Raw genomic sequence first — 11,991 nt, 5'->3', positions numbered from 1 at the left:
TAACAAAGAAAAAATTATTACAACCATTTATACTATAATTAAGGCCAAAATACGAGGGAGGAATTTCACTCATGATTATTGGGGTACCAAAAGAAATTAAAAATAACGAAAACCGTGTTGCGATCACGCCGGCGGGCGTTATGTCATTCGTTCAAGCTGGACATACGGTGTTAGTGGAAAAAGACGCAGGAATTGGAAGCGGTTTCACTAATGAAGATTATGCAAGCGCTGGAGCGCAAATTATCGATCAAGCACAAGACGTATGGGCAAAAGCGGATATGATCATGAAAGTAAAAGAGCCGCTGCCAAGCGAATATAACTATTTCCGCCCAGGATTAATTTTATTCACGTATTTGCATCTTGCTGCAGAACCGGAATTGGCGCGTGCACTGAAAGAAAAAGGCGTAATTGCGATCGCATACGAAACTGTACAAGTCGGCCGCACCCTTCCGCTTCTTACGCCGATGAGCGAAGTAGCAGGACGCATGGCGGCGCAAATCGGCGCGCAATTTTTAGAAAAACCAAAAGGCGGAAAAGGCATTCTTCTCGGTGGTGTTCCAGGAGTAAGCCGCGGTAAAGTGACGATCATCGGCGGCGGTACTGTCGGAACGAATGCGGCAAAAGTCGCAGTCGGTTTAGGCGCAGATGTAACAATCATCGATTTAAGCGCAGACCGCCTTCGCGAGCTAGATGACATTTTCGGCCACCAAATTACGACATTAATGTCCAACCCAATGAACATCGCTCAAGCGGTCGCAGAGTCGGATCTTGTGATCGGCGCTGTTTTAATCCCAGGAGCAAAAGCACCAAAACTTGTTACAGAAGAAATGGTCAAAGCGATGAAACCAGGTTCCGTCATTGTCGATGTCGCGATTGACCAAGGCGGTATCGTCGAGACAAGCGACCACGTCACGACGCACGACAACCCAACATACGTCAAACACGGTGTCGTTCACTATGCGGTTGCCAACATGCCTGGAGCGGTTCCAAGAACATCCACGCTCGCATTAACGAATGTAACGATTCCATACGCTCTGCAAATCGCTAACAAAGGTGTTCATCAAGCCGTCGCAGACAACCCGGCGTTAAAACTTGGCGTCAACGTCGCAAACGGCGAAATCACTTACGAAGCAGTTGCCCGCGACCTTGGCTACAACTATGTCCCAGTGGAAGAAGCGTTAGGAAAACAACTAACCGCAAATTAATCCATCATACCGGTACTGCGCGCCTGGCGCAGTGCCGGTTTTTTATTCCTTTGCCACAACCACTTTTCTATCTTATCGAAGTGATTTTATGCTATTATTAAAGAATCATGATACATACGAGGGAGGAATGCACCATGGCAATGCCTAAAGCACTGACCATCGCCGGTTCTGACAGCAGCGGCGGCGCTGGCCTTCAAGCGGACTTAAAAACGTTTCAAGAACTTGGCGTATACGGAATGACCGCGATTACGACGATCGTCGCGATGGATCCACATAAACAATGGTTTCATCAAGTGTTTCCGATCGATCTCGCTACTATCGAAGCGCAGCTCGAAACCATTATTGTTGGCGTCGGAGTTGACGCGATGAAAACCGGCATGCTTCCGACAACAGATATCATTGAACTTGCCGCAAAAACGATTGAAAAACATCAATTGACCAATGTTGTCATTGACCCGGTAATGGTATGTAAAGGAGCGGACGAACCGCTTCATCCGGAAAATACAGTATGCTATCGCGAAGTGCTTGTGCCAAAAGCGACAGTAGTAACACCAAACTTATTCGAAGCAGCACAATTAAGCGGGCTAAGCCGCATTGAAACGGTGGAAGATATGAAGGAAGCGGCGGGAAGAATCCATGAGTTTGGCGCAAAATATGTAATCGTAAAAGGCGGACGCAAAATTCCTCATGAAAAAGCGATCGACGTCCTATACGATGGAAAAACGTTCGAATTGTTGGAATCCGATCGCATCGAAACAACTTATACACACGGCGCAGGCTGCACGTTCTCCGCTGCGATCGCTGCAGAACTTGCGAAAGGAAAGCCGGTGAAAGAAGCGATCGCAACGGCGAAGGAGTTCATTACGGAAGCAATTCGCCATTCTTTCCCGCTCAACCAATATGTCGGGCCAACAAATCATGGCGCGTACCGCCGCTATCATCAATAATGAGGCAGGAGGAATATCTCCTGCTTTCCTTTTGCTTTATACAAAAAAACAAACGTGATAATATTATAAAAAACAAATAATTTATTAAAAGAAGGATGTGTGAATCGATTGAGAGTATCTGCTGTTCAATACCATCTCCATACCATTGATTCGTTCCAGCAATTTGCCGATCAAGTAACCCATTACGTAAAAACCGCACAAGAGTTCGAAGCGGAATTTGTCCTGTTTCCCGAATTTATAACCACCCAGCTGTTATCCATTCCGACCAATTCAGGAAAAGCCGCAACCATTGATGACTTGCCAAATTATACAGAACCGTATTACGAGCTATTCACTTCGTTAGCGAAACAAACGGGCATGTACTTAATTGGCGGCACACATGTTATTCGCAAAAACGGAAAGTTATATAATGTCGCCCATTTATTTACACCAGACGGACAAATTCATCAACAAGCAAAGCTGCATATTACTCCGACGGAAGTAAAAGAATGGGGCATTACTCCGGGAGAAAGCATCAATGTGTTCGAAACAGAAAAAGGGACGATCGCGCTTTTGACGTGCTATGACATTGAGTTTCCGGAAGCCGTTCGCATCGTTCGCGCCAAAGGGGCGGACGTCATCTTCTGCCCATCATGCACCGATGACCGCCATGGATTCCATCGCGTACGGTATTGCTGCCACGCGCGCGCCGTCGAAAACCAAGTGTATGTCGTCACGACAGGCACGGTCGGCTCGCTGCCAACCGTCGACTTCATGCGCGCCAACTTCGGCCAAGCCGCGGTCATTACACCAAACGATATTCCGTTCCCACCGCGCGGCATTTTAGTCGAAGGGGAAATCAACGACGACATGATTGTCACCGCCGACCTCGACTTGTCGCTGTTGTATAAAGTGCGGGAAAAAGGTTCGGTGACGACATGGCGCGACCGCCGCACCGACTTGTACCCAGATTGGAAATAAGGGAGAGGACGAATCGATGAAATACGTACGAATTACAAGCATTGACGACCCGCTTTTTGCAAAAATGTATGAGTTGCTAAAAACAGTATTTCCAGAAGAAGAAGTGCTCGAGTTTGAGCTGTGGAAAGAACCGCTCCAAGACCAGAATTTGCGCGTCTGTGTCGCCATACTAGACGATAATGTCATCGGTGCGACCGAATACCGCTACTACCCGGACATGAACGTCGCAATGACGGACTTTACAATCATCGGTAAAGAAGGGCTTGGCATCGGCCGCTTTTTAATGGAACACCGCGAGAAAGATTTGCTAGGGATGGCCGCCAAGCACGGCAACGAGCTATTGGGCATGTTTGCGGAAATTTACGACCCTTATCGCGTGCAAGATCATTCGTTCGGCGGCATTAAACCGATGGACCCTTACGTCCGCCGCGAAGTGTTGTCCCATATCGGCTACCGCAAGCTTAACTTTCCGTACGTCCACCCTTCGTGGAAAAATGATGGGGAAGCGGTATCCGCCCTTGATTTTTGCTTCCTATCTTATAGCCATAAGGGAGACACGCTGCCGGCCGATCTCATCGTCCGCTTTCTTCAGACGTACTATGCAATTTTGCCAAACAAATCAGACGCCTGGCATGACATGATAGAAAACTTAAAAACGAAAACGGAAGTGGAATTGCTGCCGATTTAACGAAAAAAACCCCGGATGCGACAACACGTCCGGGTTTTTTTCTTATAACGATGCTTTGAAACGGTCAAACTGCTCAGCAATTTTACCTTCCGGCGCCTTTGTTAACAAGCTGACGATCACAATCGCCGCCAAACTCGCAGCGAAGCCTGGAATCATTTCATAAAGCAAGCTTTTTAAATACGCTGATTGCGTCCAGAGAATAACGGTCATTGCTCCTGCAACCATGCCGGCAAGCGCACCCCATTTCGTCATGCGCCGCCAGAACAGACTTAATAAAATGACGGGACCGAACGAAGCGCCAAAACCTGCCCACGCATAGCCGACCAAGTTTAAAATCGTATCGTTTTTCGTATACGCCAACGCCGACGCTACTAACGCTACAATGAGCACGGAAAGCCGGCCGATGAAAACTAATTCTTTATCCGAAGCCGAACGGCGGAATAATACTTTATATAAATCTTCCGTTAAGGAACTTGACGTCACCAGAAGCTGCGAAGAAATCGTGCTCATAATCGCCGCTAAAATCGCCGAAAGCAAAAATCCAGTAATGAGCGGATGAAATAAAATTTCTCCGAGCTTGACAAAGACGGTCTCCGGATCGCCAAGCTTCGGACCGTGCTCAGAAAAATAGGCGATTCCAAATAACCCTGTCAACATCGCGCCGACAACGGAGAAAATCATCCACCCCATTCCAATGCGGCGGGCATTTTTCATTTCCTTGACCGATGAAATCGCCATAAAACGGACAATAATGTGCGGTTGTCCGAAATAACCGAGACCCCACGCAAACAGCGAAATAATACCGAGGAAGCTAGTTCCTTTCCATAAATCGAGCAAATTAGGATCAATGTTTTTAATGGTAGTAAACGTATCGCCGACACCGCCCGTATGGAAAAGCGTTACGGCCGGGACAAGAATAAGAGCAATAAACATAATCGTTCCTTGCACAAAATCGGTCCAACTAACAGCCAAAAATCCTCCAAACAATGTATACGCAACAACGACACCAGCAACAATCCATAGCCCTGTATGATAACTTGTACCAAATGAGTTTTGAAACAGCACCGCTCCAGACACAAGACCAGAAGATACATAAAAGGTAAAGAAAATCATAATAACAAGACCGGAAATTAACCGAAGCAGCTTCGATGTATCGCCGAATCTATTTTCCAAAAATTCCGGAATCGTAATCGAATCATTTGCTACTTCCGTATATACACGCAAACGAGGCGCAACATATAACCAGTTCGCATATGCTCCGAGCGTAAGCCCAATAACAATCCATGATGCACTTAATCCTTGCGCATACATTGCTCCTGGAAGCCCCATCAACAGCCAACCGCTCATATCGGAAGCCCCCGCACTGAGCGCTGTGACCGCAGGGCCTAACGTCCTTCCCCCAAGCATATAATCGGAAAGGTTGGACGTACGTTTATAAGCCCAATACCCAATAAGAAGCATCCCAATCATATACACTGCGACAGAAATCAATACCAAGGCATTCTCCCCTTTCCTTTGTTGCCTTCTCTATCATCATAACGAAAGAATATTATTTTTACAATAATAATTATAATTTTCCAATTGTTTAGAACATAAATATATTATAAGGTTTTCCAAAAAACAAAACGAATATTCAATTAATTTATAATATAAAAATAAACCACCCCACTTCTGCTACATTATTTTATAAAAATGAATATTCATTTGTTTCAAGACGGCTGGGATCCGCTCTTTGCCGCATTGCAAAGCAAAGAAATCGATATGGCGATCTCCGGCATCACGATCAATGATAAGCGGAAACAAACATACGATTTCTCCATTCCTTATTTTGAATCCACCTATATGATTATGGTGAAAGAAAATAGTCCAATCAAAAATGCGCTTGACTTAAAAGGAAAAACGATCGGCGTCCAAAACGGCACCACGGGACAAGCAGCAGTAGAAAAATTGCTTGGAAAAGAAAATAAAAACATTAAAAAATTCGAAAATACGGTTGTGGCGATTATGGACTTATTAAACGGCGGCGTCGAGGCGGTCGTTACGGACAACGCGGTGGCAAGCGAGTATGTGAAAAACAATCCGGATAAAAAAATCAAAACCATCGCCGATCCAGAACATTTCGAGTCTGAGTTTTACGGGCTGATGTTCCCAAAAGGAAGCGACTTGAAGCCAAAAGTGGACGAAGCGACAAGGTTTTTTACGGACCACAACAGCAAAAAGCTGGTCTTCGCCATGCTGTTTCCATCCGCAAACAAAAAAGAATCCTTCCCTCGCATTTAGGGAAGGCTAAACAGAACGACCCAGCTGCTTTGCCAGCCGTTCGCGAATGCGCGGATTTAACGTTTGCCACATCCATTTTTCAAATAGCTCCTTTTTTTCTTGAAATGGTAAATAGTAGCGCTCGCCTGCTTGTTGGCGCGCTCTCTCGGTTACATCATATAACGAAAGCGCTGCCGCCACTGATATATTAAAACTTTGGACAAACCCATACATTGGAATCATAAACGTCGCATCAGCGGCACGAATCGCCTCTTGCGACACACCGCTATGCTCGTTGCCAAATAGAAGCGCCGTCGGCCGCGACACATCGATGTCGCCAAGGCGAAGCGTTCCCTCGCCGAGATAGCTGGCATACACTTGATACCCTTTTGCTTGCAGCTCTTTAATCGTCGTTACAATATCCGGTTTTTGCTGCAGCGTCAGCCATTTATCGGCATGTCGCGTCACAAGCGGGTTCGGCTGAAACGGCGCTTTTCCAGTGACGACATACACATCCTGCACGCCAAACGCTTCCGCTGTCCGCAACACCGCCGCTTGGTTATGCGGATCGTCGACTGCTTCAGTCAATACCGTAATATAACGCGTCCGCTTTTGAAGTACATCATACATCCGCTTTAACCGTTCCGGTAAAATCATTTCCCAAATAAGACGCGTTTCTTCCGTCAACACCCCTTCTTTTTGCAGCTGTTCAATGAACGCTTTTGCTTCTTGCTCGTTCATTGCCATCACCTTCGTTTCCTCTTATATTTGCTTAGAACGAATCTCATTGTACAAAATTTTGACAATGCGAGCAAACACAACAAGCCGAAAAACTTCTTAATAAATCCATACATTCCCATTTTTTTATTGCCTATCATGAACCATAATACATATTACAAAGCAAATGATATATTTATTAGAATATTATTAATTTTATTTAAATAACAAAGATACCACTTATTTCATATATAAATACATTTACAAATATTTATCCAGCATGTACTATATTAAATGTAAACGCTTTAAAAATTTTTTAAAATAATTTATTTTTTTATTTGCTTTTTACAAAATTGTCCCGATCGATAGGAGGAAACGATTATGCAAACTCCAAAAAATGAACAAAAATTACATCGTGGATTAGAGGAAAGACATATTTCTCTTATGTCTCTTGGAGCCGCGATTGGGGTCGGTCTATTTCTTGGCTCTGCATCTACCATCAAACTCGCGGGACCAGCCATTTTGCTTGCTTATGCGATAAGCGGCGCGGTCATGTTCTTGATTATGCGCGCTCTCGGAGAGATGGCTGTGGAAAATCCCGTCGCCGGTTCATTTAGCCGATATGCACACGACTATTTAGGTCCGCTTGCTGGTTATTTAACCGGGTGGAACTATTGGTTTTTATGGGTAGTTACTTGCATCGCGGAAATCACCGCTGCCGGCATTTATATGCAATTTTGGTTCCCTGATACGCCAAGATGGATATGGGCGCTAGCCGCTTTAATAATGATGACATTAATCAATTTCCTCGCTGTCAAGGCGTACGGGGAATTAGAATTTTGGTTTGCGCTTATTAAAATTGTCACCATTGTATTTATGATCATCGTTGGCTTGGGTATGATTCTGTTCGGAATCGGCAATGGCGGAGTCGCCACAGGCATCAGCAACCTTTGGGAACATGGCGGATTTCTCCCGAACGGCTTTACCGGTGTGTTAATGTCTTTGCAAATGGTGATGTTCGCCTACTTAGGAATTGAAATGCTCGGCGTTACGGCCGGCGAAGTGAAAAATCCGGAAAAATCGCTGACCAAAGCGGTCAATAGCGTATTTTGGCGCATTTTAATTTTCTACGTGGGCGCATTATTTGTCATCATGTCCATTTACCCTTGGAACGAAATCGGCGAAAAAGGAAGCCCGTTTGTCTTAACATTTGAAAAAATCGGCATTCACGCCGCTGCGGGAATCATCAACTTTGTCGTTTTAACGGCTGCGTTGTCTTCCTGCAACAGTGGAATTTTCAGCACAAGCCGCATGCTCTTCAACTTGGCTGAGCAAAAAGAAGCACCGCCTTCCTTCGCTAAACTGACAAAGCGCGGAATTCCAGGCGTCGCCCTCATCGTCACGGCGTTAGCGATGTTAGTCGGTGTGTATTTAAACTACGTTTCCGAAAAAGTATTCCAATGGGTCACAAGTGTCGCGACATTTGGCGCGATTTGGACATGGGCGATTATTTTGCTTTCGCAATTGCACTTCCGTAAACGCTTAAGCCCAGAAAAGCAAAAACAATTAAAGTATAAAATGCCGCTTTATCCTTATAGCTCTTATATCGCTCTCGCCTTTTTAGTCGGAGTTGTCGGTTTAATGGCATATTTCCCTGACACACGAATCGCACTTATCATTGGACCAGCCTGGCTCATCTTGCTCGTTGTCGTCTATTATGCAAAAGGCATGCATAAGCGCCATGCCTACCCTTCTGATAAAAAACAAGTTAGCTAAACAACCGTCTCCATCCCTTTTATAGGGATGGAGATGTTTATTTTTTTACATCCTTCTCCATGTTCATTGATGATCCTTTCTCCCTTCCCCCTGTTACATACCAACACCATCATTCATTTAATATTGTTCAATATTTCACAAACTATTCAATAATAGATAGTTCTAGGCGCCAATAAATATAGTATTGTATAGTTGAAATCTGTTATATATATATTTTTTCAGCCTGTTATAGTTACAGGCGATTGGGAGGGGATCTGTTATGAAACAAGCTACTGCTGTATTAGACCCGTGGCGAAATTTTAAAGGGTCAAAATGGAAAAAGTCCATTGACGTCCGTGACTTTATTTTAAACAACGTCACCGTTTACTATGGGGATGAGTCATTTCTAGAAGGGCCTACAGAAGCGACGAAGAAACTATGGGAACAAGTGATGGAATTGTCGAAACAAGAACGCGAAAAAGGCGGCGTTCTCGATATGGATACATCCATTGTTTCCACCATCACTTCCCACAGACCGGGTTATTTAAACAAAGACTTGGAAAAAATTGTTGGTTTTCAAACAGATAAACCGTTTAAGCGCGCATTAATGCCGTTCGGAGGCATCCGCATGGCGCAACAATCATGCGAAGCATACGGCTACAAAGTAAGCGACGAAGTGAAAAAAATTTTTACCGAATACCGAAAAACCCATAACCAAGGTGTGTTTGACGTTTACACCGAAGAGATGAAATTAGCGCGCAAAGCGGGAATTATCACCGGCCTTCCAGACGCATACGGACGCGGCCGCATTATTGGCGACTATCGCCGCGTGGCGTTATACGGTGTCGATCGTCTGATTGAAGAAAAACAAAAGGATTTGAAAAACACTGGCGCAAGAACGATGACGGAAGACATTATCCGCCTTCGCGAGGAAATTGCTGAACAAATTCGCGCGTTAAACGAATTGAAACAAATGGCATTAAGCTACGGTTACGACATTTCCGAACCAGCGCAAAACGCACACGAAGCATTCCAATGGCTCTATTTCGCTTATCTTGCCGCTATTAAAGAACAAAACGGCGCAGCGATGAGCTTAGGCCGCGTGTCCACCTTCTTAGACATTTATATCGAACGCGACCTACAAGAAGGTACGCTAACAGAAAAAGAAGCGCAAGAACTTGTCGACCATTTTGTGATGAAATTGCGCCTTGTCAAATTCGCCAGAACACCGGAATATAACGAACTATTCAGCGGCGACCCGACATGGGTAACAGAATCGATCGGCGGAATGGCGATCGATGGTCGTCCGTTAGTCACGAAAAACTCGTTCCGCTTCCTTCATACGTTGGATAACTTAGGACCTGCGCCAGAGCCAAACTTAACGGTACTTTGGTCGAAACAATTGCCGGAAGCGTTCAAAGAATATTGCGCGAAAATGTCGATAAAAACAAGCTCGATTCAATATGAAAACGACGACTTAATGCGCGTGGAATTCGGCGATGACTACGGAATTGCTTGCTGCGTATCGCCAATGAGAATTGGCAAGCAAATGCAATTTTTCGGAGCGCGCGCCAACCTTGCGAAAGCATTGTTATATGCGATTAATGGCGGCGTTGATGAAAAATTAAAAATACAAGTTGGTCCTGAGTTTGCGCCAATTACATCCGAATATTTAGATTACGATGAAGTCATGCGTAAGTTTGATCATGTACTTGAATGGCTTGCGGAACTTTATATTAATACACTCAATGTCATTCATTACATGCACGATAAATATTGTTATGAACGCATTGAAATGGCGCTTCATGATTCGCATATTTTACGCACGATGGCAACTGGTATCGCCGGACTATCGGTTGTCGCTGATTCGTTAAGTGCGATCAAATACGCAAAAGTCAAACCGATTCGAGATGAAAACGGCATTGCCGTTGATTTTGACATCGAAGGAGATTTCCCGAAATACGGAAATAACGATGATCGCGTCGACCAAATTGCGGTTGATTTAGTCGAACGTTTTATGACGAAATTGAAAAAACATAAAACGTATCGCGATTCGAAACATACGTTATCGATTTTAACGATTACATCGAACGTCGTATACGGGAAAAAGACAGGAAATACGCCAGATGGCCGTCGCGCTGGCGAACCGTTTGCCCCGGGAGCGAACCCGCTGCACGGCCGTGACACGAAGGGAGCGCTCGCTTCGTTAAGCTCTGTCGCGAAATTGCCATTTGAACATGCATTAGATGGCATTTCTAATACGTTCTCAATCGTGCCGAAAGCTTTAGGAAAAGAAGAACATGCCCGTGTTCGCAACCTTGTCGCCATTTTAGATGGTTACATGGAAAAAGGCGGACACCATCTCAACATTAACGTGTTGAATCGTGAAACGTTATTAGATGCAATGGAACATCCAGAAAAATATCCGCAATTAACGATTCGCGTCTCTGGATATGCCGTCAACTTCATTAAACTAACTCGTGAACAACAAATTGACGTCATTAACCGCACATTCCACGAAACGATGTAACGATCTCCCCCTCCTTCTTGAGGGGGGATATTTCTCTTAGGAAGGAGACCATCCGATGAAAGGGTTTATTCATTCGATTGAGACATGCGGCACTGTCGACGGCCCAGGCCTTCGCTATGTCATCTTCACACAAGGATGCTTGCTGCGCTGTCAATATTGTCATAACGCCGACACATGGGAAATCGGAAAAGGAAAAGAAATGACCGTAGAAGAAATTATCGATGATGTAAAAACGTATTTGCCGTTTATCAACGCTTCCGGCGGCGGAATTACCGTCAGCGGAGGGGAACCTTTGTTGCAAATCGACTTTTTAATCGAGCTATTTAAAGCATGCAAAAAACTCGGCATTCATACAGCGATCGATTCGTCAGGAGGATGCTACACAGCGGAAGCGTCGTTCCAGCAAAAATTAAACGAATTGCTTTCCTATACGGATTTAATTTTGCTTGATTTAAAACATATCGATGAAAAAAAACATCGGAAACTGACAGGAAAAACAAATCAACATATTTTACAATTTGCTCGGTTCTTATCCGAAAAAAACGTTCCTGTTTGGATCCGGCATGTTCTCGTTCCAACCATTACAGACGACCCGAATGATTTGCGCAGTCTCGCCGCTTTTATTCGCACGTTAAATAATGTAGAAAAAATTGAAATTCTCCCATATCATAAATTAGGAGTATACAAATGGAAAGCGCTTGGATTGAAGTATCCTTTGGAAGGAATTGAACCTCCTTCGGAAGAAAGCGTACAAATGGCCCAACAAATCTTAAATGGAACGGAAAATAGCACGCCTCTTACGTAATGTAAGAGTTTTTTTCTGATTTCACATATATATAGATAATCTAACACCTATATTATGTTTAGAAGATCAGCAAATGGCTTTCTCAATTCCTTCGCCGCAGAGTGGGACTTTGGGATATACACACA

At 44.5% G+C, this 11,991-nt stretch carries 9 protein-coding genes and 1 pseudogene; 8 read left to right on the top strand and 2 right to left on the bottom strand.

Annotation, left to right across the window (positions count from 1 at the left end; all coding sequences use genetic code 11):
- Nucleotides 1–71: 71 nt before the first annotated feature.
- The 4 genes from ald to FNL97_RS00240 all read left to right on the top strand — a co-directional run bounded on the left by ald (nt 72) and on the right by FNL97_RS00240 (nt 3,800).
- Nucleotides 72–1,205 carry an alanine dehydrogenase gene (gene ald / locus FNL97_RS00255; protein ID WP_015865381.1) on the top strand — a complete coding sequence of 378 codons (1,134 nt, stop codon included), beginning with the start codon at nt 72–74 and terminating at the stop codon, nt 1,203–1,205.
- 134 nt (nt 1,206–1,339) lie between these two features.
- A complete protein-coding gene (gene pdxK / locus FNL97_RS00250) occupies nt 1,340–2,152 on the top strand; it encodes a pyridoxine/pyridoxal/pyridoxamine kinase (RefSeq protein ID WP_015865382.1) in 813 nt (270 codons plus the stop codon).
- 108 nt (nt 2,153–2,260) lie between these two features.
- Nucleotides 2,261–3,112 (top strand): carbon-nitrogen hydrolase family protein, encoded by an 852-nt coding sequence (locus FNL97_RS00245; protein ID WP_081188532.1) that lies wholly within the window; start codon nt 2,261–2,263, stop codon nt 3,110–3,112.
- A gap of 16 nt (nt 3,113–3,128) precedes the next feature.
- Nucleotides 3,129–3,800 carry a GNAT family N-acetyltransferase gene (locus FNL97_RS00240; RefSeq protein ID WP_143414760.1) on the top strand — a complete coding sequence of 224 codons (672 nt, stop codon included), beginning with the start codon at nt 3,129–3,131 and terminating at the stop codon, nt 3,798–3,800.
- Between the two features lie 42 nt (nt 3,801–3,842).
- On the opposite strand, the gene putP is transcribed toward FNL97_RS00240, so the two are convergent.
- Entirely contained in the window at nt 3,843–5,297 is a 1,455-nt protein-coding gene (gene putP / locus FNL97_RS00235; protein WP_062678992.1) for a sodium/proline symporter PutP, read from the bottom strand.
- A 219-nt stretch (nt 5,298–5,516) separates the two neighbouring features.
- On the opposite strand from putP, the pseudogene FNL97_RS00230 reads away from it, so the two are divergent.
- Nucleotides 5,517–6,080: pseudogene (locus FNL97_RS00230) on the top strand (transporter substrate-binding domain-containing protein); the annotation flags it as partial.
- Nucleotides 6,081–6,086: 6 nt separating this feature from the next.
- Here FNL97_RS00230 and FNL97_RS00225 read toward each other — a convergent pair.
- Nucleotides 6,087–6,800 carry a TrmH family RNA methyltransferase gene (locus FNL97_RS00225; RefSeq protein WP_143414759.1) on the bottom strand — a complete coding sequence of 238 codons (714 nt, stop codon included), beginning with the start codon at nt 6,798–6,800 and terminating at the stop codon, nt 6,087–6,089.
- Nucleotides 6,801–7,157: 357 nt separating this feature from the next.
- Between FNL97_RS00225 and FNL97_RS00220 the strand changes: the two genes are divergently transcribed.
- The 3 genes from FNL97_RS00220 (at nt 7,158) to pflA (ending at nt 11,866) form a co-directional block, all read left to right on the top strand.
- Nucleotides 7,158–8,552 (top strand): amino acid permease, encoded by a 1,395-nt coding sequence (locus FNL97_RS00220; RefSeq protein ID WP_143414758.1) that lies wholly within the window; start codon nt 7,158–7,160, stop codon nt 8,550–8,552.
- 259 nt (nt 8,553–8,811) lie between these two features.
- Complete coding sequence (gene pflB / locus FNL97_RS00215) at nt 8,812–11,061, top strand: formate C-acetyltransferase (RefSeq protein WP_143414757.1); 2,250 nt, start codon at nt 8,812–8,814, stop codon at nt 11,059–11,061.
- 55 nt (nt 11,062–11,116) lie between these two features.
- Entirely contained in the window at nt 11,117–11,866 is a 750-nt protein-coding gene (gene pflA, locus FNL97_RS00210; protein ID WP_015865388.1) for a pyruvate formate-lyase-activating protein, read from the top strand.
- Nucleotides 11,867–11,991 lie beyond the last annotated feature (125 nt).

The organism is Geobacillus sp. E263, assembly GCF_007197795.1.
Lineage (GTDB): Bacteria > Bacillota > Bacilli > Bacillales > Anoxybacillaceae > Parageobacillus_B > Parageobacillus_B toebii.
This window is presented reverse-complemented; position numbering and strand designations above follow the sequence as displayed.

What these genes read in the sequence shown, in the direction of transcription:
- ald (WP_015865381.1), top strand. Translation starts at nt 72, where the DNA reads ATGATTATTGGGGTACCAAAAGAAATTAAAAATAACGAAAACCGTGTT.
- pdxK (WP_015865382.1), top strand. Translation starts at nt 1,340, where the DNA reads ATGGCAATGCCTAAAGCACTGACCATCGCCGGTTCTGACAGCAGCGGC.
- FNL97_RS00240 (WP_143414760.1), top strand. Translation starts at nt 3,129, where the DNA reads ATGAAATACGTACGAATTACAAGCATTGACGACCCGCTTTTTGCAAAA.
- FNL97_RS00225 (WP_143414759.1), bottom strand. Translation starts at nt 6,800, where the DNA reads ATGAACGAGCAAGAAGCAAAAGCGTTCATTGAACAGCTGCAAAAAGAA.
- FNL97_RS00220 (WP_143414758.1), top strand. Translation starts at nt 7,158, where the DNA reads ATGCAAACTCCAAAAAATGAACAAAAATTACATCGTGGATTAGAGGAA.
- pflB (WP_143414757.1), top strand. Translation starts at nt 8,812, where the DNA reads ATGAAACAAGCTACTGCTGTATTAGACCCGTGGCGAAATTTTAAAGGG.
- pflA (WP_015865388.1), top strand. Translation starts at nt 11,117, where the DNA reads ATGAAAGGGTTTATTCATTCGATTGAGACATGCGGCACTGTCGACGGC.